We start from the raw sequence: 21710 nt of genomic DNA on the forward strand, positions 1-21710 counted from the left end.
ACAGGATCAGAAAGGGGTGAAATGGATCCGCGGAGCGGGACCGCTTGAACAGGTTTGTTAGTTGGAAACTGACCGTTCCTGATCCGTTTCTATCACGCTGCGAGAAACCCTGTCTGCTGCTGTTGCTGTGGGCATGTGGCCAACGCGTCAGCGTTGTCCATCATGTCCACAGCCTTCGCAGCCTGCATCCGTTCGCGCCAGACCGCCATCGGCGCGCGATAGCCGAGTGCCTGATGAAGGCGACGACCGTTGTAGAAGGCGATCCAGTTTGCGATTCCTGCCTTGGCCTCGCGACCGTCGGCATAGCCCTTCAACGAGATAAAGAAAGCCACGGCCGATGGGCAAATACGCGATGTCGGCCGCCCACACCTGGTTCGGCCGGTCGATCGTCATGTTGCGCAGCAGATAGGGATAGATCTTGTGGCCCGGCGCCGGCTTCGTCGTGTTCGGGCTTCGGTCCCAGCGCCGCGATGCCCATCTTGCGCATCAAGCGCTGCACGCGCTTGCGATTGTCCTGAAGCCCGTCTTCAGCATCGCGGTCATTCGCCGCGCCCACAGGAACGGCCAGGCGGTGAACAGCTCGTCGATCCGCCGCATCAGAGCAAGGTCGTTGTCGTTGGCCGGCCGCGGCGGCCGGTAGACGCCAGAGCGCGCGATGCCAAGCAACATGCATTGCCGGCGGATCGACAGCGCCTTATCGGCGCGATCGAGCATTGCTCGACGGTCCGGCGTGCTCATCTTCCGGACCTCCGCACTAAAAAATCGTGCTCGACTGTCAGTTGTCCTATCTTGGCGTGCAGCTTCTCGATCTCACGTTCGCGAGCGTCCTCGCGCTCCCGCCCGACACCCGCGTCAAAGGCCCGGGCCGCCTTTTCCAGCACTTGCTTCTTCCAGGCATAGATCTGGTTCGGGTGAACCTCGTAGCGCTGGGCCAAATCGGCCACCATCGCCTGCTCCCGCACCGCCTCCAGCGCGATCTTTGCCTTCAGTGCCGCGTCGATCTTGCGTCTCGTCTTCTTCGTTATTGCTCACTCCGTCTATCAGACGGAGCGGCCTTTTTCCAACTAAGCCTCTGGTCCCAAATCGGGGTCCATTTCAGGGGATCCGTTTGATCAAACCGGACGCGGCGAGCTCATCGAGCGCGTCCCTAACCTCGCCGCGGTGCAAACAGAGCGAGATGACGCGTCAAGTACGCGTTATCTCGCGAGACGCGGGGAGCCCAGCACTGCTCTCGCTGTGAACTCCGGGTCGCGCGGCAAGCGGTGACGGTACACAAACAAATCGACCCAGCACGCGCGTTGCAAAGGCCGCCATTTGCCGCTTGGGCCGGAGAAGAAAGGCGGCACGCCGCGAAAACGTCAATGACTTGCTGTTCTCAAATCCGCGGCGTGATGGCTACGCTCTATCTCAGACGATCTGACCTCCGAGCGGCCAGCTCATCGCCGCGCTAGCAGTCGATGCTTGCTAGCCTTGGCAAGTGGCCGCTAATCGAGCCGTTAGGTTCGCTTTAACACCATGACAAGGCGGTCGACACGTTTGCCTTGCGCGAGGTGGGAGTTTACGATTTCGTCGACATCCTCAGGCGTGGACGCGCGATACCACACTCCATCGGGATAGACGACCATCAAGGGACCAGAGTTACAAAAGCCAAGGCAGCCCGCCATCGTGAAGCCAATATCGTTGAGGCCTTGCGCTTCGATCGCCTTGGCCATTCGATCCCATAGGGGTTGTGCGCCGGAGGCGCCACAGCTGCCGTGCGGATGAGTTGGCGGACGCTGCGTGTTGCAGGCAAAGACATGATGTCTATAAAGTTGAGGAAGCTCGAATTCGGTTTCTGAGTTCATGCGCCTATCCTGTGATCAATGGGCTTCATCTGAGAAGAGACGAGATGCGAGCACATCGCCCCCAACAATCTCTTACGACTAAACGCCGCATAGACCAATTAATGCTAATGATTCCCACACGCGCTCGCCAAAGCAGGCAAAATGAGCGGGCGCCATAGTGATGGTCGTCGCCGACGATCAGCGATAGATATCTTGGCGTCCAGAGCAGCCTCCATGATCAGCACCAATCTCTTCAGCCATCATCACGATCTTTCTGCTCCCGCTTGCTCACCATCCAACTTCTCCAAAGCAAGTTGCACACCAGATGCGTAACGTTCGCCTCCGCAACGATCCCTTGCTTTGCGCGACTCACGATTGTTGCGAAGGTTACGACAATGTTGTTCGCCTCTGTTTCGGCCACGACAAACCTCGCTTAGCGTTTGACCTCCCGTTCAACCTTCTGCAGTTCGTACGCAGAACAACCGAGACGCTCGGTTATTTGGTCCAGCTCTTGCGCTATCGTATCTTGGAATGAGCAGCGATCTTCATGACCCTCGAGCCGCCTAGCGAGGAGCTCGAAGATCGTGCGGCGGATCGAGCGCCGTGTTCTGCCATGAGTGAGCGGCTGGCCGCATTGACCGCGCGAGCCTACAGCATCTTTTTCGCCCTGAAGCTGGACGCTGCGCTCCGCCGCTGCCCATCCATCGTTTGCTCAACAGATCGCGCCCGTCGCGAGAGCCCAAAGAGGCAGGGATGAACGCCGAGCCACCTTTGAGGCTGCAGACCAAGCCGGTCGCATCCCCATCGGCAGCAACGTTAAAACGCAATTCAGCGGTCCAAAATGGGGATCACGCTTCACACGATACGCGTCAAGACGCGCGCTTGCAGCCGGAAATGCGGAACAACGAGCACGCTCTAACCGGCCCTTACTGACGATGGTGGCGCCATTCGCTAAGAGCGTCGCACAAGCCGAGGTTTGGCATGGCAGTTGCAACGCCGGCAATAACGCCAGCTGCACCGACCGGCCTTCTGACACAGGATCGTCATTCCTCATCCCCAAACGATCCTGTCAGTCTGGGTCCCGCCATTCTCCACGCCCAGACGATGCCCTCGGCGAACTTCCAGCCGCCGGGGGCATTTCCCCTCAAACATATCCACGGCGGTAGGAGGCATGTCCCGCTGCCGGCTCGATTTGACGAGCCAGCGCAAGAGCAGCTTGCTGGTGCTGCGCAGGTCGTGGAGTGCAAGGCCGCAATCCGACGAGGTGCCCGTCATCAAAAGCTGTGACACGCATCTACCAACGCTCACGCGAACAACGGCGAGGGCAAAGCGCCCTAAGGCAGCTTGAGCACAATAAAGCGATAGGCCCGTTAGTCCGGATGGATCGTGACATCCATGGTTTCGTCGCTGTCCCCGAAGGGGTCGCCAAACCGGTGGTCCTCGAGCAGCTTGACGCCGCACAGGCAGACGTCACCTTCGATTACGGCGAGCGCTACCGGCTCAAGCGATTGGCCATCGCAGGGGCCGTCGATGCACATCCCTGTGTCGACCTCGAATCTTGCACCGTGCCGGCCGCATCTAAGAAAGGAGCGGTCTGCCGAGAAAAACGTACCGGAGCCGATATTCAGCCAGACGTTCTCATGCGGACAACGATTCACGTAACCAAAATAGTCATTGCCGAAGGTGCGCACCACAATAATCGGAAACGGCCGGCTCTCGCCCTTATCGTCAATCCGCGACAGGCTAAAGCTCATGGCCCCACTCCGCTCGATGGCATCGGCCGGACAGACGACAAAAACCTCGATGTGACCGCTCATCAGGTTGCCGATTACAGGTTCGCTCATCCCGGCCTCGCAGTTTCCTGCTTGAAGGCTTCGATCGCAGTCCGGCTCAGCTGAAAAATCCCACGGCCACGAGCGAGCGCCCGATAAGCCGAGCTGGCACGGGCGTTGAGGACGTCAAACCACTGGTTCGGCGTGAGCTTCGCCGGACGCTCGCTGATTTGGATCACCCTTCCGTTCGGAGCGAAGCGGACGTGGATGATGACTTGTTGCGAGTTCATACCGATAACCTGTTTTGAGAACTCTAAAGATCCTGAACGGACACCGAGAATCTCGACTGTGATGTGCTTAGTTTTGGGCACCTTGGCGCGTAGGCTCTCATGCCAGCCTTGGACGCGCCGCCTTCTCTGCTATCGAGAAGGGCTTCTTCGCGCTCGCTTGGAGCATTTCTCTTGCTGCTCTAAGACAAGTGCATACCTCCAGCGGCATCCGGCGCGCTCCCGCCATGCTATCCGACAACGCTGCCACAAAGGACGTATCCTCCGTCCGTTGCTCATCTCTCGCGATGAGAAATACCACGCTCACCGCCATTCAACCCTCGTTCTTCCGTGTCGTGGATGACGATCATCTTAGTAAATCGCGGCACCCGCTCCCACGTTTATCGACGCATCTTTCATGGTCTCCACCATAAACTCGATCTGCTTGTTCGTGAGATGGGTGTGGAACGGAAGGGCAAGAGCGCGATCTGCGATTCTTTCCGCAACCAGGAAATCGCCACGCCGATAGCCGAAGTCAAAGTAGTGTTGTTGCAAGTGTAGCGGTTGGCTATAGGCGGTGGATTCAACCTGCGCGCCGCGCAGATCATCGATAATGGCGTCGCGCCCCGATCGCGTGAAGCGCGTCCCCAGATGAACGAGATAAAGCAACCAGTTTACCTCGACCACATCGGGGCCAACATAAGGCGGCTTGATGCCCTCAAATGATTGCATATGCGCGTTATATAGCTGCTCGACGAACCGACGCCGCTCCAGGATTTCATCGAGACGCTTGAGCTGCGCTAGGCCCAAGGTAGCCGTGAGATCGCTCATGCCGGCCTGATAAGGCGCCGTGCTACCGACAACAACGGAAGAGCGCTCGTCCAGGCGATGGGCGCGATGCCGACGCAAGCCGAGCGCGATGTCGATATCATCGGTCACAACCATTCCGCCTTCACCACAGGTTAGGGCCAGCGGCTGAGCAAAGTCGAACACCGCGATGTCGCCAAACCGGCCGACGAGCTCACCCTTGTAGCTCGATCCGATCGCCTCGGTGGAATCCTCCAAAAGCAGCAGCTGATGGCGCTGGGCGACCGCGCGCAGCTCCGACCATGGCGCTGGATGACCGTTGGGATTGCCGGCGACAATCGCCCGCGTATTGGCCGTGATGCGCTCTTCGGCCCTCGCTGGGACTAATGCTCCCGACCAATAGTCAATTTCTGCAAATACCGCTCGTGCGCCTGCGAGACTGATGGCATGCGCGGTCTCACGAAAGGAGTAGGGCGAGGCGATAACCTCGTGCGCGGGACCAATGCCGAACGCCCTCAGCGCAAGGAGGAGCCCTATGGTACCACTCGAGACCGCAACAGCATATTTGCGACCAAGATAGGCGGCGAAAGCGTGCTCAAACGCCGCGGTAATCTGCCCGTTGGAGATCTGCGGCGAACACAGCAGCGTTTCCACGGCAGAGAGCTCGGCAAAGGTGATATCGGGATCGGACAGTGGAATGAATGATGCATTCTCCTCCACAGTGTGCGCGCCATCAAGCCGATACTCTGCCAGTTCAGTGCTCACCGCCCAACATTCCTTTTGGCCAACACTATGCCGGTCGCCCGCGTCGGATCGGCCGTAATCTGCACGCAGTGATCCGATCCATCGATCAGATGAAGGTCGAAACGCGGAAACTGCCGGAACGGCTGGTCCGCCACATCCGACGCATCACAGCGCACCCAAGCAAGCTGCGGAAAGCGGCGCTGCAGCTCGACAAACGAACCCTTCTCGGCGCCATCGGCTGCAAGCAGCCGCTCGATTTCGATCAATTCCTCCGCGGTGAGCGCCATCGTGGCTCCTCTGTGGCTCGTGAAAGGCGGGGCATCATTGCCAAAACAGACGCTCCGGATCCGCATTCAATTCGTCGATTGCAGAAGTCAACCGATGGTAAAGGCTGTAAAATTCCCAGATTCCGCGCGCGTGGTTCTTGCGAAACAGCTTCCAGATCCCGCTCACGGCATCATAATGAATCAGCGCGACATCGATGAGTGCGCCATCCTCGTCGATGTTGCGCGAGCAACAGGGGCTCTCGACGAGGTAACCGCCCCTCACCGGCGTCACGTTCGGCGAGACGTAGAGATAGCGCTTGCGCGAGCTCAAGCCGCGCTCGATCCGTTTACGATCGAGCTCGTTGGGGTGAGGCACCAGCCCGGCCTTTACCTTTCTCATCAGCGCAGCATTCATGGCGAAAGCCTCCATTCAAAGCACTGTGATTTCTTCTTCAAGGCAGCCGATGAGCAGCTGCTCACCAAAATCGACAATGTAGATCGGCACGTTCGCTTCGGTATGGATCGCGACGTTGATGATCTCACCGGTCGCTCCGGCGGCAAGCAAGACTCCTTCGGGCTCCCTATCGGGAAATGAGTGGTCATTGATGAGGTCGACTGCGGTCTTGACCCGCTGGCCACGTCGATATTTCGGAAAGCCGGCTGGCGTCATAACTCCTCCGGCAATGGCAGATCATCGATCTCCTCGCAGGCGTCCACCGACTCCAGTTCCTTGCGCTTCATGCCAACGCGGTAGCCGCTTTCCAGATACTCGACGCCGTAGATGTAGAATTGCTGCAGGAACGTGCCGATCGATACGACGTAACCCACCTCTCCCTTCTTGACTAAAACGTCGCCAATCTCCTTGCCGCGATAGGTGCCATCATTGCGGATGGTGCGATTGGCTCGCACTTTTTGGCCAAAGCTGTAGACAGGCGGCTGATTGAGCTCGACGACGTCGCTGTCGCGAACGATGCTGTTCATGTATCGCCTCTCATGCATCGCTCCTTTAGGGGTGCGCGGAGCCGCTTCGGCCCCCGCAGGCGAGATTCTGCATTCACTTCATCCTCACGCGGCATCGTCAGTCACATCGACGATAGCAGCGCTGCCGAGAAGGCCACTCTCGGCATCGCGAAGCGCCTTTGGACCACCGCGCGGAATGAAATGCCCGCCAAGCCCGTGCTGCCGACCAGATACAGCACGATCGCAGGGCAATCCGGCGCAGTCCTCGTCCGTCATGGAGGACCGAACGTCGGCAACTGCGCCGCCGCCAGAGCGCAGCACGAAGCTTATGACGCTTTCATTTCCAGCTGCTGGCATGCCACTCATGGGCCTCACGCTTTAGGCTGGCGCCTGGTAGCGAGGCAGGGATGTGTCAACCACGCAGGTATTGTCGACCGGACAGGCGGCGACACATTGCGGCTCGTCGAAATGGCCAACACATTCAGTGCATTTCGCCGCTTCAATGACAAAGCTCCCCCTCTTCTCCGAGATGGCATCGTTCGGACATAGGGGTTCGCAGGCTGAGCAGCTCGTACACTGCGAGGCGATGATCTTGAATGGCACATATTCCCCCTTTACGCTGCAGAGATCCGAGATCCCTGCCGGATCGCGGCGTCGCCGCGCTGCTCGTGCTGGATCTCCCCGCGTTTCACCTTGTCCAGATAGGATTTGAACCAGGCGATCGCCGACTTCTCAATGAACTCATGGGCGTATTGATCGACCGGCTCGATCCCCGCCTTGATCAGATTGCTTTTCGGGCAGCCGCCGATCTTTGACACGAAGACCGCATGGCAGTCATGGATGCCACCCATGATGGCGTAAAGCCTGTCCTCCTCACCATAACCGCCTTGGCAGTAAACATCCACGCGGCGGTGGCCGACGAATTTCGCGCCGGATGTAGAAAGTTCGTAAACCTGGAATTCCTTTGCATGCCCAAAGTGCTCGTTGATCAACCCTGAGCCCTTGGTTGCGACGGCCACTAGAAGAGTGATCGCGCTCATCTCTCCGGCAAATTCCGTAAGCTCCTTTTGGGCGGCCGCGACTTTGGCGGCGCGCTCATCCTCTACCCCGTCCTGATAACCCTTGCGCATCTCCAAGTCATATTGGACGTCCATTTTCATGAGCTGATCGGTGGTGAACTCTGCGCTGCGGTCCTCCCCGAGTAGACCGACCGCATCGGCGCGGCACTGGCGGCAATGCCGCATCATTTTTATCTCCCCTTCACAAGCATCTTGCAGCGCCTTCAATTCCCACGCAGTTGGTCCGCGCTGACCGTTGAGGCCAAATACCGTGCCGTGTTCAGGCGCTGAGATCAGTGGCATGATATTATGAAGGAAGGCACCGCGCGACTTCACCGCCTTGTTGACCTCGACCAAGTGGTCGTCGTTGATGTTTGGAATCATCACCGAGTTGACCTTGCACAGGATACCCCGTTCGCTCAGCATCTCGAGGCCTTGCAGCTGGCGATCGGTGAGTATCCTTGCCGCGTCGATGCCGGTGTAGCGCTTGTGGTTGAAGAAGATCCACGGATAGATCTTGGCGCCGATTTCGGGATCGACCATGTTGATGGTGATGGTGACGTGGTCAATTTTGGACCCGGCGATGGTATCAATATGATCCGGCAGAGCCAGTCCGTTGGTTGACAAACACAGCTTGATATCCGGAGCCGCCTTGGCGACCAGCTCGAAGGTCTTGAACGTCTTTGCTGGATTGGCCAGAGGGTCGCCGGGACCAGCGATGCCAAGGACCGTCATCTGCGGAATAGTGGTCGCGACCGCGAGCACTTTTCTTAGCGCCTGCTCGGGCGTGAGCTTCTCGCTCACCACACCCGGACGCGATTCATTGGCGCAGTCGTATTTTCGGTTGCAGTAGTTGCACTGGATGTTGCAGGCAGGCGCGACCGCGACATGCATGCGGGCGTAATGATGATGCGCTTCTTCGCTATAGCAGGGATGGTTCTTGACCTTTTCCCAGATTTCGATCGGTAGATCGCCTGGCCCCGCCTGCGATCCGCAGCTCGCCTGCCCGGTGTTGGCCGAAGCGCGGCAGCCCTTATACTCCGCGGCGGGCTTCATCTTGCCGCCATCCACTGCCGCTTTGACATATTTTCCGCGTCCGACGACCGCATTCATTTTCATTTTCCCTGCAGGCATCATCGGCCTCCCAGGACCGTCCGTGAGCGAGCCTCAAGAAACTGGGGAGCAACTTGCATGCCATGGCGGCGACGATGGAATTGCAGCCATACGCCAACGAGTTAGCGGAAACTATGGGCGCTGGCGCATGTAAGAACATGCAATGATGCACTTGTTGTCAGTGCGACAGATACGTCGTCATTCTCACACAGCGCGCCGTGGCCTGCTCATTCATTCTCGCGCTGAGCTCGCCCTAACCCGGCTCCATCTGAACGTGTCTTTTCGCGTTGCGGCTCTCGCAAATAAGTCGATACGAGCTGGGGGATTCGGGCTTCACAAGGACGCTAATGGGTGATCAGTATCTCAACCGCGCAAGGGAGCCCAATCGCAAGCGGTGTAAGGCCCTGCTCGAGTAGAAAGCGGAGCTCGTTGCGAGAGAGCGCGTCCGCATCAACGATCGCATAGTGGGTGTCGGCCGACTTCGCTTGATGGTCTTCCGGGCATAGCCACGCAAGAGCTGGTCGTTGAAGCGACAGCAGATGAAGAGAAAGGTCTGTCCGGTTCGCCTTTCCTTGACGATGTCCGGAATTTGGTGCCTGAATGTCGATTTCGGTCGACGCCTCGACATAGCCAGGGAGATAAGGAAGTTGTTGGCCGGCTGCACGCTGCCGTGCGGCTGGTACAACACCGTCCCCCAGCTGCCGGCGACGGAACTGTCGACCTCTTGGCCAAGTGACTCGTAAAAACGATACCAACGATCCTCGCCAATGCCGATGCGGGTGATACCTGCACTTCGCCCCATCGCGATTACCCACCGCCTCGCGCATGGCGGCATCATACCACGCGTCGACTATGACGGGCAGGGATAGGGACGCAAGATGATGGCCCAACCGCGTCGGCTCGACTGGCTCAGCGAAGGCCTGCGTCACCAATGCCGTCACGGCGGACCGGTATTTGCTGATCTCGATATGCTGCGCCGAGGCCCACGCATTGCCCTAGCTCGCCGCGGCAGCGCAACCTTGCTCGCGAAGAAGCTGGCCAACGCCTCTGGCGTGGTCGGCATATCGGATCTGCAGAATTTCGGCGATGCCAGGACCGAGATAGGGAATGACGCTCGCGGCCCTCAGGCCGGCAGCGATGTCCACGAGCGTCGCCTTTGCATCGGCAGCATCGACAAAGTCGATCTGTGAGGGCGCCTCACGGATCGTCCCCGTTCTCGCCCCGTTTTTTAGCGTTGATTGTGATCGGTAACCGTGTGCCGCTCGGCATCTCAGGTAAATCGAGCACCCAGCCATTAGCTACTTTGATCCAGCCGCCCCATAGCGTCTCGTACTCGGATTCAACGATTGGCTCTTCGAGATCCTTTTTTGGCACGTAGATCGACAGGCCCGCGTCCGGAGACCGGCGGATCATGATTTTCACGAGTCTACTCCTTGACTGCGACGGCGGAGGTGGCGCGCAGGCGAGCCACGATGTCGGACACTGCGCACACGACCTCATCGACCTCCGCGACGGAGGTTTCACGCGACAGAGAAAAGCGCACCGCGCCACGCATCCGCCACGCCGGCACCTGCATGGCACGCAGAACATGCGATGGCTGCATTGAGCCGGCGTTGCAGGCTGATCCGAGCGACACGGCAATGCCCGCTCTATTGAGATGGTGGACGATGGCTTCGCCTTCGAGACGATCGAAAGCAATATTGGCCGTGTTCCCTAATCGATTGCTGAGATCGCCGAGCGCAACGCACTCGCCAATTTGCAAAATTCCATGCTCAAGGCGGTCGCGCAACGCGCAAATGCGCACGCGCTCCGATTCGAGCCGCTCCGCGGCAAGCTCGGCGGCCTTTCCCAGGCCGACAATGCCGGGAATATTCTCAGTCCCGCCGCGACGCCCTCGTTCCTGTGATCCGCCGCAGATCAGCGGCCGGAATTTTGTCCCTGTGCGCAAATATAGCGCGCCGATCCCCTTGGGACCGTGCAGTTTGTGCCCGGATAGCGAGAGCATGTCGATGGCACTGTCCTTTAGGTTCACGCGCACCTTACCGATGGCCTGGACCGCATCAGTGTGAAACAGCGCGCCCGCCTCACGGGTCAACCCGGCAAGAAACCGCACGGGAAACTTCGTTCCGGTCTCGTTGTTGGCCCACATAACCGAGGCAATCGCTGTGCGTGGCCCGAGTGCGCCGCGAAACGCCTCAATATCGAGCCGGCCGCGCGCATCTACGGGTACGATGTGTGTCTTGACTCCTCTTGTCGTCAATTGCTCGGTTAGCGCAAGAACAGCGGAGTGCTCAACTGAGGTGGTGACGATCTCGTCGCGGTCTTCCTGTGTCGCAAGCGCAGAGAGGATCGCGGCATTATTGGCCTCGGTCCCTCCCGAGGTAAAAACGATTTCACGATCGTATGCGTTCCCTAGCAGGCCCCGCAAGCTCAGCCGGGCCTGCCTCACAGCGACTGCGACCTCGCTGCCAAAGGCATGCGTGGACGAGGCATTGCCGAATTGCTCGGTGAAGAACGGCAACATGGCTTGCAAGACCGATGGGTCGGTCCGCGTCGTTGCATTGTTATCGAGGTAAATCGGCACTCGATTTTCGCTCAATCCACTACCTCGCCTGCAGCGGCGACGGGAATCAGGCGAACTAATTCGCCGAGTTTACTCACCAGCCGCGCGCGAACGCTTTTCAGCGTCAGGCTCGAAAGCTTACACAACGTGCAGGCACCGGTCAGCCTGACCATGGCTCTGCTGCCATCGATCCCGATCAGGTGACAGTCGCCACCGACGCGTTGCAGATTGGGGCGGATCTCTTCGACTGCGCCGCGAAGGCGACGCTCTCGATTTGTCGCAGTGGACGACGATTGCCTTAGTTTTCCCGGTTCGGCCGGTATGCTTCGATGTTTTCTCCTCAGCAGCTGGACGATTTGTTTCATCAGCTGAACGATTTTCCGCATGAGCAGTTCGCGGTGGCATTCGGGTTGTGAAAAGTAAAGCCAGAACTCTCCGTTGCGATCACGAAATCAATGGTCGTGCCGATCAGATGCTCACAGCTCTTGTTATCGACGAACACCTTCAGCCCGTCACACTTGATCACGGTGTCGCCAGGTCTCGGTTCTTCGACCAGACCCATCTTGTATTTGAATCCATTGCAGCCGCCTGCTTCGATCATGACGCGCAGACCGCCGGTCGGGTGCGTCGACGATGAAATCGCGCTCTTGATTGCATTCACTGCGCTATCCGTCAGGTTAATCACGGCTTTCCCTCATCAGCTTGGATCTCGCTGCTAAGGGCAAGTCACGTGCCAGCGCGCAGACGCTTGATGATGCTCCCTTTTTCGGATCGCGCCTGTTGGCTTTGGAACGGATGTCGCGTTCCCGACAAGGCTCCTTGATGCGAGCGCAGCCACTGACGCGTTTTCGTTCTAAGCTACGGCGAAGGCCCCTACTCATGCAACGGCAAGCAATTTGCATCGCATCTAGCACCGGCCAAGCCGTCGGTGAAGAGCTTAGATCGAGGAAGAGTTTAATGACTGCAATCGAGAACACCGCACTCGGCAGACTTGAGAAGGAGGGCCGCTTGCTCAATGCCGTACTCAAAGGCGGGACTACCAAGCCGGGCCGGTTCGGCTTTCGCGGCGACGTGGCGCTAAAATTCCAGACTCAGGTCGCGGACGAAAAACGGCCGCCCGACTATTCGATTGAGCAGGTGTTGACGATCGCGCAGGACGGCGAATGCACTATTCCGGTGCTGGCCGGCTACCTGCATTCCTTCGCGTATCTCGCTGACGTCACGACCGTCCTTGATGGCGCCTTGAGCCCAACCGGCAGCTACTTCATTTTCTGCAACAACATTGATTTACTGGCGAAGTACCGAGTGAGGTTCGGAGACATTCGCTTCCACGTCCTACCGTGCGATGAATCCACGGTTTGGAAGGAGATGATGGACCTGGTCGGGCTCAACAAGGACGAAATCAAGAAGCTCGATCCGGGCGGCAAGCTTGATTACCTCCTCGATGCCGCAAAGGATCTCGACCTGTCTTATGAGGAGATCTCGTACGAGGACGGACTAAAGAGGATGGAGCCCGTGAAAAACCGCAACGAGAACCGGCCGGTCTGAGCGCGGACTTCAGTTGTTGGCCGATGCATCGTCTTCGACAAGATGCACACCAACGACGCAGATATCATCATCCAGAACTGCCAACGCGATCGGCGTGAGGGCTCCGCCTTGACATGGACCTTCGACGCACCGGCCGGTGCCGAGTTCGAAGGTCGAACCATGCTTGCCGCACATCAGCCGGATGCCGTATGGATCGAGGAATTCGTTCCGCTCCCAGTCCAAATTGACGCCGCTGTGCGGGCATTTGTTAGCGTAGCCAAGCACCTTTTTGCCCCAGCGCACAACAATGATGGACCACGGCTGGTGATTGCCGTCATCATCGACGATCATAAGGTGGAATCCCATGGCCTGGCGGCTCGGAATGTCCTTAAAGTTGCAGATCGCGTAGATGGGATTTGGCTTCATTTATCACCCATTCATTGCAAGACGCTTTTCATTGTCGCTGTGCAATCAACCTGCAAGAATCGTACAAGTGCCGGGCTGATAGTGTCTGTGGCAATCCAACGCGCGAGCCCCCATTGCTGACTCACCCAATTACCCGACGCATAATTCAGAAGCAGTTCGACAATTTGGGACTTGCGGCCGTTTCCATGAAGGTCGTTGCAGCTGCAGCTTTCGGGTCCAAGCCCTCTGCACCATTGGCCGGATAGCTGCCTGCGGTGGCCGGTCGTTGCTGCTCGTTGATGGCCACTCCGCAGGGAGCCCCCGTTACGCCCCCTCAGATCGCATCCCACCGTAACTTCGTAAGCGCCTTCAGAGAAAGGTTGAACGGACGTTTGAGCCGGCGGGGGGACGCAGCGAGCGTGCGCCCCCTTTGGAGCAAGACCGTTGAGCCGGGATAGAACGGTCAAATGTCCGTCATTTCAGGCCCGTTGCTGCTATTGCAGCGAATTTACTCCATGTGCATCTCCGTAAGAGCGCGCTCCAAGTAAAATGAAGGGTCATCGTCCGACGAGTCCGTTTGGTAGCTTCTCTGAGGACCGACATTACTGCCGCCATCTTCGGAAAGATACTTCGTAGGCTTGCCTACGCGCTGCCACTCGTCGTTCTCGTTCTTCGCCCATACATCGGGGCGCTGGTGAGGATCAAGCACCCAGTGGTTACGACCCACGTGAACAAAACCCATGTCCGCTAGACGAGGTTCCATGCCCGCTAGGGCCGGCCGCGACAAGATCAGCGGATGGTCCCCGTCCTCTCGCAGTTGATGTTCTAGCAAGATATCGCCAGCGTTCTCGACAAGCGGATGAGTCACCCTAAGATCTACGACGGATGTGATATCGTTGCGCCCAAACTGCTGCTGAAACTGGTCTCCTTTAATCAGAGCCGGGCCTCCTGCTCTTAGAAGCCCGACAATTTCGTGGCCCAACTGGTAGCTGTAAAATCGTGCTGGCTTATTTGGATCGTCGTAGGTGTTGGCGTAACTTCCAGCAACCGTCGCTGTGCGCTCAGCCTTCTGGGAGACGAAGTCTGAGTACTCTTCTGGGTTCGCGGCGATGTACCTGATATCATTTCGCAAGAATCTCTCAACGCCGCGCAAGAAGGACTTTCGGTCGATCTCTCTAATGGGTGGTTCGGAAACGAGAGAGTATGACGCCGCTGGTTCTGATGACGACCCACCTCGCTCCATTCCTGCAACTGTTTCCGCAAACCGGGGACTATCTCCCCCTTCTGAGGAATCGTCAGTTTGGTTACCGGTTGTGAACTGGCTGGATGAGCCTACGCTTCTGCCATACATGAGAGCGCTCTCCTATCGGCAAAGTTGCACGCAATTGAGCTCGTGCCGCCCAAGCTCTGCTGGCCATGATAGAATTCCTAGCTGACCACAACCTGACCAAAGTACTCTGCGCGCATCGGCGCGACTACCCGACGCACTGTGAGTTACAGATAGTCGCTGCGACAAGCCGCGATCTGTGGGTGGAATCGCACGTAAGATCGTCGGCTGCCGGTCCGTCAAAGAGACCGACGACTAATGATAATGACTGCCAGGTTCCTATCAGCAGATGGGCACCCGGCCCGACGAGGTACCCGCGCAACGACAATTAGAGACCTGCGTGCGAAGTGATCCGTGTTGATTTGCGATGTGCTCTCGATGTCTGCGTGCTCTATCGCAACGCCTGCGTACTGGGCAGCGAAATGTCGTCCGCCACCGGGCGTGCGCAAAAAGACCAACTAATGTGTTCCCGGCACATCACGTTCTAAATAGAATCGACCATCTAGGCAGCATCATTGTCCACGATCGGCGGTGCGGCGGACAAGTAAGCTTCTGCTGATCGCAAGCAGACATGCACAGCATTCCCTCGGACCAAATCGGCCGACGCAGTGGCTACCTGCTTTGCACTATGCTCTTCGGACTCCATCATGACAGGCACTTCGATCTACTTAGCGCTGCGGGAGGCGCGGTTCGCCTTCTAACGAAAGGGCGGACCTTGGAGACGAGTGATTTGTGAGCGACGGCTACTGTACCGACATACCATAGCCGCGCACAACCATCACCAGGCAATGCTTACCCTTCAGCTCGCTCGATCTTGCTATTCGATGTTTAATCGAGATCCTTCTGGCGCGCCGTCCTCATCACCAGTTCACCTGATCAAAATTCCACCTTTCCTCACCTATATCTCACCTGCCGCAACACGACGAGTGTGTTCGCTCACGCCGCTTCAGGTACGGCTGAAGTGTGAGTCTGGCAGTTGGCCGGGCAAACCCTGGCGCATGCACCGCAGCCAATGCAGGCGCCTTGATCATTCAGAACCATAATCTTCTTTTCGATCTCATCGTCCTCGTCGTCATCGAGCTCGACAAGTTCGCCCTCCTGGCTGCTTCCTTTCAACGTCATGACATCTCGACCGCACACCTTGAAACAGCGGCCACAGCCGATGCACTTCTTTGGATCGATCGAGATCAGGTATTGTGGCGTCCAGTCGCGTCCGTCTCGTGTTTGAAACGACATGCATTGCCCCTTTAAGTCTTTTCAAGCGCCTTCAAGTCGAGGCCCTTGCGCTCAAGTTCGGCATAGGCATCGTACGCCTTCTGCGCCACCAACATGATCGAATTCCAGTTGATGGGCAATTCTTCGGAAAGGTCGTGCAGATCCATCTTCGCCTGTATTGCCTTGGCGGATACTTTCCTTAGTTCGGCCTTTAGTGTTTCACGATCGCTCATGAGTATCCCCAATAGTTCGCCACCTGAGGAAATTTCCGAATTAGGTCGATTCCGTCGCTGACATATTTGTCGCCCTCCTGCGCGAGCTTTACGAAACTATCAAATCCAAAGCGATGCACATCGCGCAGCTGCTTGTTCACGGCGATCAGCCGGCCTGAGATAAGCACCATGCGGCCGAAGCCTTCATGATGCAGATCCAGAATCGGCTGGATCATCCCGCCGGTCTCCCTCTCGATCGAGAGCGCGACCGCATCGAAGAACAGCTTAAGCCGCCACAGTGTATCGGGATCGGGATCACCGATAATCGGCAATGCGCGCCTTTTCTGCTTGTCCAAGATATATGGTTCGAGCAGGTCAAGATCACTCTTTGCCTCCCAGGCTCCGTTGGTATCCTGAGCACGCCAAATCTTGATCAACTCCTTGAGGAATGGCGCGTCGACGGCGCTGCCCTGCTGCTCTATTTTAGCGGTCATATCACCTCATTCGTCGAACTTGAACGTACGCCGTCGGTCCTTTGCCATGGCCTTGCGTAGCCAGGGGGGTGGCGTGCCGTTCAATACGCGCTCGAGTTTTTCGAGCAACACCAGAATGCTTTCTGGTTTGTTCACCTTGATAGGATGAACCTTGTTGGCCACCACTCGCGCAGCCCCGGCACCGCCGATGGCGGCGACGTAAAGAATCGCGCAATCCTTGATCGCCTCGATCTTTGGCGCCAACTTATCGTCGTTGCCGTCTTCCTTAAGGTCGCCCTCAAACTCAATCGCTTTGAGAAACACGTGCCCGCCAGGCGCGACGTCGTAGATTGCGATATTCTTTGCCCAACCAAAATGGGCATCGACCCGACTCATGTCCTGAGTGGCAAACGCGACCTTCATGCAACCGACCTCCCAGCCGCGCCGGTGGAGCTGCGATACCCCGAGCATCGTGGCAGACCGGCCGCAGTCCGCCATCTATCGGGTGTAGGCTGATCGTTTTCCTCGCGGTGCGCGATCACGAGGTTGGCGATTTCAAAGATCAGATTGCGGGTACCACGATAGCCCACGGATAGTTGGTGTCCCGCCCCAAGTCGATCGAACATCGGAAAACCCGTGCGATAGAACGGCAATTTCAGCCGAGCCGCCGCTTGTCTGCCATGCGAATGCGTGATCAGCAGGTCGCAATGGTGTGTTTTGGCAAGCCCTTCCAGATCCTCGAGATCGCCAATGAGTACCTCCTTGGCCTTGATCCGCCCGATCACCTCCGACTGAGTGGTCGTCACGGCCGCTGTCACCTGCGCGCCCATGTCGTGCAGCATGCCGGACACATCGAACAGAAGGTCTGGCTCAGCGCCGATAGCAACTTTGCGACCGCCAATATGGAAATGCGCGTCCAGCATTGCATCGGCGAGCTGACCGCGCTGCCGCCGATATTTCAAGGGTATGGGGCGGCCGCTGATCTCGCTCAAGAACGTCATGAATTCGTCGTTTGGACAGAGACCACACAGCCGCTCGAAGATACGAAAAGGCACGCCGGTCTTGACCTGCATGACCTCTGCCGCACGCTGCATCTGCGCCCCGATTGCAATCGTCCATCCGGCGCGGCCCATGCTCTCAATTTCGTCGACGCCGATGCCGCCGATGGTCGTTGGCGTAAACTCATCGGGGATATGTCCATCGAGCGATCCTGCTACGTCAGGGAGGAAGGACGGGCACAACCCGAAATCTTCCAGTATGACACGGAGTTCATCAATGTCGCCGGGCGTGAGGTGACATCCCGGCAGAACATTCACTTTCAATGGGTCCCGCAGTCCATTGGCGCCGGGCCCTTCCACCAGCACCTCTACAATGCGTGCCACAGCCTTCCCCCAGCCGTCCTGGAACGCGCCCTTGAAATCAGGCGTCGAGACATACACCAGTGGCAACTTTGCGAGTTGGGGATGCTTGCAACGGATTAGCTTGAGGTAGGCATCCACATCGTCGCCGTTGGTCTCGGTGACACCGGTCGAGCAGATTCCGATGATTTTTGGCTTGGTACGGTTGTAGATGTTCAGTATCGCCTGCTCGAGATTCTCATAACCGCCGAGTACGGTCGCGACCTCGCTCATCGCGGTGGTCTGCAGCGGTACTGCCTCTTTGAAATGCCGGACGAAAAGCGTGAGCCCGAAGGATGTGCATCCCTGGGAGCCGTGCAGAAGCGGCATCGCCCCGCGCAGCCCCATGAAGGCGAATGCGCCGCCGATCGGCTGACTCATCTTCAGCGGGTTGACAGCGCAGGCTTTCGTCGGCGCCGTGACGATGGCCATGACGCCTCCCTATTCTGCGGCCTGTCGCATGACAGATGGGTCGGACACCAAGATACCTTCGATGCGTCTCCGGCAGCAGCCTCCGACCGCATTGGTATGCTCTCTCACTGCTGCGACGCTGCTCAGGCCGTGCGCGTAGATTGCATCCTCAATCGTGCCTAAATCGACCGCGTTGCACACGCAGATCTTCCTCGCGCGGCGCGCGGCTTCGGCGAGCGCCGGATCGCACGCGATCGCGGCCACCGGCGATGGCATCTGCTCCATCGCCTTGGCCAATGCCTCCCATGGGGCCGGTCGACGTAGCTGCTCCCACATCGGACTGGAGAGCGACTTATCGATCTCCTCCACCAGCTTGACCATTCCGACATAGCCCATATAGGCGTGGCAACGCTCCTGGTTGATATCGAGCCAGGGCATCGCCGCTTTCAGCGCGACGAACTGCGACTTGCCGCCCGACAGCATGATGTCCGCTTTTGCGTCCTTCAACATCTTATACATTTCGCGCGGAGTCATGTCCTCAATCATGTAGGCATCCCGCCCCATGAGCTCCTTGATGCGCTCCTTGTCATTCCTGGTTGATTTCTTGACGCTGGTCCCGACTAACTCAAGCCCAGCTTCCTGGAGTGCCGCAACGATCGACCATGACTTGACGCCGCCGGTAATCAACAACGCCCTCTTGCCTTCAAATCGTGGCTTGTACGGCCCTATCGCAGCCCGGACCCACGCTTCCTCGCGCGCGATCACCACTTCAGTTCGCCCGAGCAGATCTGCAGGCGCGCCCCGCTCAACCAATAAGCGCGCAAGCTGACGCAGCGATTCGCTCGAATCTTGAATACCGTAGAACGACCCCTCGAAGAAAGGAATCCCGTAGCGTTGCTCCATCTTGCGTGCGACGTTGATCATGGACTTTGAGCACACCAACATCGCCGCCCGCGCGCGATGGGATGAAGCGACTTCGCGATACTTGCCATCGCCGGAGATGCAGGAGAGAATCCGTATCCCAAGTTCGTCTAGCAATGGCTTCACTTGCCAGAGCTCTCCCGAAAGGTTGTATTCCCCGATCAGGTTGATATCGCACGGGGTGGTGTAGTCCGGCTCTTGCGTCCCGATCACATGGTCGAGCAATGCTTCGCCGGCGAGCTTGTTACCGAGGTTCTTCGAGCCGACGAAGCCCGGGGAATTGATCGGGATCACCGGCTTTGCGAACCTTTGCGATGCTGCCTTACAAACTGCGTTGATGTCGTCGCCGATCATCGCCGGGATGCAGGTTTGATAGACGAAGATGGCGGGCGGGTCGCACTTGTCGATGATCTCCTTGATCGCTTTACAGAGCCGCTTCTCGCCTCCGAATACAATATCGGTTTCGCTCAAATCTGTTGTGAACGAGGTGCGCCACAGATTCGAGCCTGATGACGCCGCGCCGCGATTGTCCCAGGAATTCCCTTCGCACGCGATCGGACCATGCACCAAGTGAGCGACATCGGTGAACGGCTGCAGCGCAACCTTGGCGCCATCGAAAGCACAGCCACCAGCAGCGCTACCCGGCAGCAGTTGTTTGGTGCAGCCGTTCTTGCGGTCAGCCTCCGACTTACTGCCGTTTTTGGCGCAGCCCGGCTCGTCAAAAATCTTCTGGACCGTGGCCGCTAGTGAAGTCATCCCTTTTCCTCTCAGCGCAAACTAATTGCATGGTCAACGGTCGTGTGCTTGTGCCATCGCCGAGTTATTGGGCGATGGCACGCGCCACGGTCGCTCATCAACGAATGATGTCGAAGCTGTAGTCAGTTTTGCCAAGAACGTTTGTCTTCTTGTCCATCTCATCGAAGATCTTGTCCAGGATCTTCACCAGCACATTCAGGCCGCCCTGATAGCCCCATAGGGGGGAGCGGTGATGGTGATGCCGATCAAAAACCGGAAAGCCGATGCGGATCAGTGGCGTTCCAGTGTCGCGCTCCAGATACTTGCCGTAGGTGTTGCCAATCAGAAAATCGACTGGCTCAGTGAACAGGAGTGAGCGCATGTGCCAGAGGTCTCGGCCCGGATAGGCTTGGCAGCCCTGCCCAAATGGCGAGCTTGCAAGCAGCACCTGCATTTTTTCGTGCCATGCCTTGCTGCCATTCGTGGACAGCACATGGGTCGGTTCGGCGCCGAGCTCGAGCAGAAACGCAGTCAACCCATAGCAAAGATCCGGATCGCCATAAATCGCGAACTTCTTGCCATGGATATGCGCGCTGGAGTCAGCGATGGCGTCGACCAGGCGGCCACGTTCTCGCGCGAGTTGCTCGGGAATCTCCTTGCCGCTGATGCGTGACAGCGCCACGATAAAGTCATCCGTTGCGGATATGCCCACCGGGTAGTTGAAGGATACGACGTCCTGGCCATGCTCAGCCACGAATGGCAGTGTTTTTTCGGTGCACCACTGCTGCATGGAAATCGTCGCCTTGGCGTGAACCGCGTTGGCCGCATCTTCCAGCGTCGTGCCTCCGTCATACATCCGGAATTCGCCGTCTGTCGGAGTATCGAAGACTTCGGAATTATCCGCGAGAATCGTGTGCTGGATGCCCATCAACGCCAAGATGCGCTTGATCTCGCGAAGGTTCCCGACGGTATAGCCATCGAACCCACCAATGATGTTGATCGCCCCGTTCTGCTTGCGCTCCAGCTTCGGCGCTGTTCCGGCCTTACCGTCCCAAAAATGCTCCAGAATGCCCTTGAGCGCATTGTCATAACCGGTGACGTGGCTGCCGACGAACGCCGGCGTATGGGCGAATGGCACGTCGAAGTCTGCCGGCACCGAGCCTTTTTCTTTCGACGTCTTAATGAAGGCGTTGAGGTCATCGCCAATCACCTCGGCCATGCAGGTCGTCGAGACCGCAATCATCTTGGGTTTGTACATGTTGTAGCTGTTCGCGAGCCCGTCGGTCATGTTGTTCAGGCCGCCGAATACGGCAGCGTCTTCCGTCATCGACGAGGAGACGCAGGAAGAAGGCTCCTTGAAGTGCCGCGACAGATGGCTGCGGTAGTAGGCCACGCAGCCTTGCGAGCCGTGGACGAAGGGCAGCGTGCCCTCAAAGCCAACAGAGGCGAATACGGCGCCAAGCGGTTGGCATGCCTTGGCCGGATTTACCGCTAGCGCCTCCCGCGCAAAGTTCTTTTCGCGATATTCGGCCGTCTTCGTCCATTCCTTGATGCGTTCGACCTCGGCGGGATCGCGAGGATTCTCGAATATCTTCTTCTTGGCCAGCATCTGCTGGTATTCTGGACCGCGGAACAGCTCGAGATGATCGAGCACGTGTTCGGCACTCTGCGCCATTGTTGAAGTCCTTCACTATCGAGATTGGTGTCGCCCCGGC

General features: G+C 58.0%; 28 protein-coding genes. 2 read left to right on the plus strand and 26 right to left on the minus strand.

Annotated features, from left to right (window positions below):
• Positions 1-92: 92 nt before the first annotated feature.
• From QA649_RS36710 to nifB, 13 genes are all read right to left on the minus strand, one after another.
• Complete coding sequence (locus tag QA649_RS36710; RefSeq protein ID WP_158237592.1) at positions 93-332, minus strand: integrase core domain-containing protein; 240 nt, start codon at positions 330-332, stop codon at positions 93-95.
• Positions 333-486: 154 nt separating this feature from the next.
• A complete protein-coding gene (locus tag QA649_RS36715; RefSeq protein ID WP_283021431.1) occupies positions 487-738 on the minus strand; it encodes a hypothetical protein in 252 nt (83 codons plus the stop codon).
• Positions 735-962 carry a transposase gene (locus tag QA649_RS36720; protein WP_283021432.1) on the minus strand — a complete coding sequence of 76 codons (228 nt, stop codon included), beginning with the start codon at positions 960-962 and terminating at the stop codon, positions 735-737. The genes QA649_RS36715 and QA649_RS36720 overlap by 4 nt, the downstream gene beginning before the upstream one ends.
• A 534-nt stretch (positions 963-1496) precedes the next feature.
• Complete coding sequence (locus tag QA649_RS36725) at positions 1497-1844, minus strand: (2Fe-2S) ferredoxin domain-containing protein (RefSeq protein WP_100233561.1); 348 nt, start codon at positions 1842-1844, stop codon at positions 1497-1499.
• Between the two features lie 1349 nt (positions 1845-3193).
• The gene (locus tag QA649_RS36730) at positions 3194-3667 is read right to left on the minus strand and encodes a Rieske 2Fe-2S domain-containing protein (protein ID WP_283021433.1); all 474 of its coding nucleotides are present in this window, start codon (positions 3665-3667) and stop codon (positions 3194-3196) included.
• Positions 3664-3885 carry a hypothetical protein gene (locus tag QA649_RS36735; RefSeq protein ID WP_135174588.1) on the minus strand — a complete coding sequence of 74 codons (222 nt, stop codon included), beginning with the start codon at positions 3883-3885 and terminating at the stop codon, positions 3664-3666. Before QA649_RS36735 ends, QA649_RS36730 begins: the two co-directional genes overlap by 4 nt.
• A 348-nt stretch (positions 3886-4233) precedes the next feature.
• Positions 4234-5388, minus strand: coding sequence for a DegT/DnrJ/EryC1/StrS family aminotransferase (locus QA649_RS36740; RefSeq protein WP_283026180.1), 1155 nt, complete (start codon positions 5386-5388; stop codon positions 4234-4236).
• 41 nt (positions 5389-5429) lie between these two features.
• The gene (locus QA649_RS36745; protein ID WP_100233564.1) at positions 5430-5699 is read right to left on the minus strand and encodes a hypothetical protein; all 270 of its coding nucleotides are present in this window, start codon (positions 5697-5699) and stop codon (positions 5430-5432) included.
• A 34-nt stretch (positions 5700-5733) separates the two neighbouring features.
• Positions 5734-6093, minus strand: a complete 360-nt coding sequence (locus QA649_RS36750) for a DUF3024 domain-containing protein (protein ID WP_100233660.1) — start codon at positions 6091-6093, stop codon at positions 5734-5736.
• A gap of 15 nt (positions 6094-6108) precedes the next feature.
• Positions 6109-6348, minus strand: a complete 240-nt coding sequence (locus tag QA649_RS36755; protein ID WP_100233565.1) for a nitrogen fixation protein NifZ — start codon at positions 6346-6348, stop codon at positions 6109-6111.
• Entirely contained in the window at positions 6345-6659 is a 315-nt protein-coding gene (locus QA649_RS36760; protein WP_100233566.1) for a nitrogen fixation protein NifZ, read from the minus strand. Before QA649_RS36760 ends, QA649_RS36755 begins: the two co-directional genes overlap by 4 nt.
• 357 nt (positions 6660-7016) lie before the next feature.
• Positions 7017-7241 carry a 4Fe-4S binding protein gene (locus tag QA649_RS36765; RefSeq protein ID WP_100233567.1) on the minus strand — a complete coding sequence of 75 codons (225 nt, stop codon included), beginning with the start codon at positions 7239-7241 and terminating at the stop codon, positions 7017-7019.
• An 11-nt stretch (positions 7242-7252) separates the two neighbouring features.
• Positions 7253-8809: a nitrogenase cofactor biosynthesis protein NifB gene (gene nifB / locus QA649_RS36770; protein ID WP_167406931.1), complete on the minus strand. Its 1557-nt coding sequence runs from the start codon at positions 8807-8809 to the stop codon at positions 7253-7255.
• 878 nt (positions 8810-9687) lie between these two features.
• On the opposite strand from nifB, the gene QA649_RS36775 reads away from it, so the two are divergent.
• A complete protein-coding gene (locus QA649_RS36775; RefSeq protein ID WP_283021434.1) occupies positions 9688-9999 on the plus strand; it encodes a hypothetical protein in 312 nt (103 codons plus the stop codon).
• A 7-nt stretch (positions 10000-10006) separates the two neighbouring features.
• On the opposite strand, the gene nifT is transcribed toward QA649_RS36775, so the two are convergent.
• The 4 genes from nifT to QA649_RS36795 are packed head-to-tail and all read right to left on the minus strand — an operon-like array spanning position 10007 to position 12057.
• Positions 10007-10231, minus strand: a complete 225-nt coding sequence (gene nifT, locus QA649_RS36780) for a putative nitrogen fixation protein NifT (RefSeq protein WP_254124909.1) — start codon at positions 10229-10231, stop codon at positions 10007-10009.
• A gap of 4 nt (positions 10232-10235) precedes the next feature.
• On the minus strand, positions 10236-11408 hold the full coding sequence (gene nifS / locus QA649_RS36785) for a cysteine desulfurase NifS (protein ID WP_283021435.1): 1173 nt from the start codon (positions 11406-11408) through the stop codon (positions 10236-10238).
• Positions 11405-11758: a NifU family protein gene (locus tag QA649_RS36790; RefSeq protein WP_245452377.1), complete on the minus strand. Its 354-nt coding sequence runs from the start codon at positions 11756-11758 to the stop codon at positions 11405-11407. Before QA649_RS36790 ends, nifS begins: the two co-directional genes overlap by 4 nt.
• Complete coding sequence (locus QA649_RS36795) at positions 11737-12057, minus strand: iron-sulfur cluster assembly accessory protein (protein ID WP_283021436.1); 321 nt, start codon at positions 12055-12057, stop codon at positions 11737-11739. Before QA649_RS36795 ends, QA649_RS36790 begins: the two co-directional genes overlap by 22 nt.
• 272 nt (positions 12058-12329) lie before the next feature.
• On the opposite strand from QA649_RS36795, the gene QA649_RS36800 reads away from it, so the two are divergent.
• Entirely contained in the window at positions 12330-12920 is a 591-nt protein-coding gene (locus QA649_RS36800) for a hypothetical protein (protein ID WP_283021437.1), read from the plus strand.
• Between the two features lie 9 nt (positions 12921-12929).
• Here QA649_RS36800 and QA649_RS36805 read toward each other — a convergent pair whose 3' ends face one another.
• The 9 genes from QA649_RS36805 to nifK form a co-directional block, all read right to left on the minus strand.
• A complete protein-coding gene (locus QA649_RS36805; protein WP_157329607.1) occupies positions 12930-13325 on the minus strand; it encodes a Rieske 2Fe-2S domain-containing protein in 396 nt (131 codons plus the stop codon).
• Between the two features lie 487 nt (positions 13326-13812).
• Complete coding sequence (locus tag QA649_RS36810) at positions 13813-14436, minus strand: host specificity protein (protein ID WP_283021438.1); 624 nt, start codon at positions 14434-14436, stop codon at positions 13813-13815.
• Between the two features lie 1131 nt (positions 14437-15567).
• Positions 15568-15867, minus strand: coding sequence for a ferredoxin III, nif-specific (fdxB, locus tag QA649_RS36815; protein WP_283021439.1), 300 nt, complete (start codon positions 15865-15867; stop codon positions 15568-15570).
• 11 nt (positions 15868-15878) lie between these two features.
• Positions 15879-16079 (minus strand): CCE_0567 family metalloprotein, encoded by a 201-nt coding sequence (locus QA649_RS36820; RefSeq protein ID WP_283021440.1) that lies wholly within the window; start codon positions 16077-16079, stop codon positions 15879-15881.
• On the minus strand, positions 16076-16552 hold the full coding sequence (locus QA649_RS36825) for a NifX-associated nitrogen fixation protein (protein WP_100233575.1): 477 nt from the start codon (positions 16550-16552) through the stop codon (positions 16076-16078). Before QA649_RS36825 ends, QA649_RS36820 begins: the two co-directional genes overlap by 4 nt.
• Positions 16553-16558: 6 nt before the next feature.
• Complete coding sequence (nifX, locus tag QA649_RS36830) at positions 16559-16954, minus strand: nitrogen fixation protein NifX (RefSeq protein WP_283021441.1); 396 nt, start codon at positions 16952-16954, stop codon at positions 16559-16561.
• Positions 16951-18360, minus strand: coding sequence for a nitrogenase iron-molybdenum cofactor biosynthesis protein NifN (gene nifN / locus QA649_RS36835; protein WP_283021442.1), 1410 nt, complete (start codon positions 18358-18360; stop codon positions 16951-16953). Before nifN ends, nifX begins: the two co-directional genes overlap by 4 nt.
• A 9-nt stretch (positions 18361-18369) precedes the next feature.
• A complete protein-coding gene (gene nifE / locus QA649_RS36840) occupies positions 18370-20016 on the minus strand; it encodes a nitrogenase iron-molybdenum cofactor biosynthesis protein NifE (RefSeq protein ID WP_283021443.1) in 1647 nt (548 codons plus the stop codon).
• A gap of 97 nt (positions 20017-20113) precedes the next feature.
• A complete protein-coding gene (gene nifK, locus QA649_RS36845) occupies positions 20114-21670 on the minus strand; it encodes a nitrogenase molybdenum-iron protein subunit beta (RefSeq protein WP_283021444.1) in 1557 nt (518 codons plus the stop codon).
• Positions 21671-21710: the final 40 nt, after the last annotated feature.

It is taken from the genome of Bradyrhizobium sp. CB1717, assembly GCF_029714325.1.
Classification (GTDB): Bacteria; Pseudomonadota; Alphaproteobacteria; order Rhizobiales; family Xanthobacteraceae; genus Bradyrhizobium.

Excerpts from the sequence above, each read along its gene's own strand:
- nifN (WP_283021442.1), bottom strand. The coding sequence starts at position 18,360 with ATGGCCATCGTCACGGCGCCGACGAAAGCCTGCGCTGTCAACCCGCTG.
- QA649_RS36775 (WP_283021434.1), top strand. The coding sequence starts at position 9,688 with ATGATGGCCCAACCGCGTCGGCTCGACTGGCTCAGCGAAGGCCTGCGT.
- QA649_RS36755 (WP_100233565.1), bottom strand. The coding sequence starts at position 6,348 with ATGACGCCAGCCGGCTTTCCGAAATATCGACGTGGCCAGCGGGTCAAG.
- QA649_RS36715 (WP_283021431.1), bottom strand. The coding sequence starts at position 738 with ATGAGCACGCCGGACCGTCGAGCAATGCTCGATCGCGCCGATAAGGCG.
- QA649_RS36800 (WP_283021437.1), top strand. The coding sequence starts at position 12,330 with ATGACTGCAATCGAGAACACCGCACTCGGCAGACTTGAGAAGGAGGGC.
- QA649_RS36750 (WP_100233660.1), bottom strand. The coding sequence starts at position 6,093 with ATGAATGCTGCGCTGATGAGAAAGGTAAAGGCCGGGCTGGTGCCTCAC.
- QA649_RS36790 (WP_245452377.1), bottom strand. The coding sequence starts at position 11,758 with ATGCGGAAAATCGTTCAGCTGATGAAACAAATCGTCCAGCTGCTGAGG.
- nifB (WP_167406931.1), bottom strand. The coding sequence starts at position 8,809 with ATGAATGCGGTCGTCGGACGCGGAAAATATGTCAAAGCGGCAGTGGAT.
- fdxB (WP_283021439.1), bottom strand. The coding sequence starts at position 15,867 with ATGTCGTTTCAAACACGAGACGGACGCGACTGGACGCCACAATACCTG.
- QA649_RS36725 (WP_100233561.1), bottom strand. The coding sequence starts at position 1,844 with ATGAACTCAGAAACCGAATTCGAGCTTCCTCAACTTTATAGACATCAT.
- QA649_RS36735 (WP_135174588.1), bottom strand. The coding sequence starts at position 3,885 with ATGAACTCGCAACAAGTCATCATCCACGTCCGCTTCGCTCCGAACGGA.
- QA649_RS36730 (WP_283021433.1), bottom strand. The coding sequence starts at position 3,667 with ATGAGCGAACCTGTAATCGGCAACCTGATGAGCGGTCACATCGAGGTT.
- nifX (WP_283021441.1), bottom strand. The coding sequence starts at position 16,954 with ATGAAGGTCGCGTTTGCCACTCAGGACATGAGTCGGGTCGATGCCCAT.
- QA649_RS36805 (WP_157329607.1), bottom strand. The coding sequence starts at position 13,325 with ATGAAGCCAAATCCCATCTACGCGATCTGCAACTTTAAGGACATTCCG.
- QA649_RS36825 (WP_100233575.1), bottom strand. The coding sequence starts at position 16,552 with ATGACCGCTAAAATAGAGCAGCAGGGCAGCGCCGTCGACGCGCCATTC.
- nifK (WP_283021444.1), bottom strand. The coding sequence starts at position 21,670 with ATGGCGCAGAGTGCCGAACACGTGCTCGATCATCTCGAGCTGTTCCGC.
- QA649_RS36820 (WP_283021440.1), bottom strand. The coding sequence starts at position 16,079 with ATGAGCGATCGTGAAACACTAAAGGCCGAACTAAGGAAAGTATCCGCC.
- QA649_RS36760 (WP_100233566.1), bottom strand. The coding sequence starts at position 6,659 with ATGAACAGCATCGTTCGCGACAGCGACGTCGTCGAGCTCAATCAGCCG.
- nifE (WP_283021443.1), bottom strand. The coding sequence starts at position 20,016 with ATGACTTCACTAGCGGCCACGGTCCAGAAGATTTTTGACGAGCCGGGC.
- QA649_RS36745 (WP_100233564.1), bottom strand. The coding sequence starts at position 5,699 with ATGGCGCTCACCGCGGAGGAATTGATCGAAATCGAGCGGCTGCTTGCA.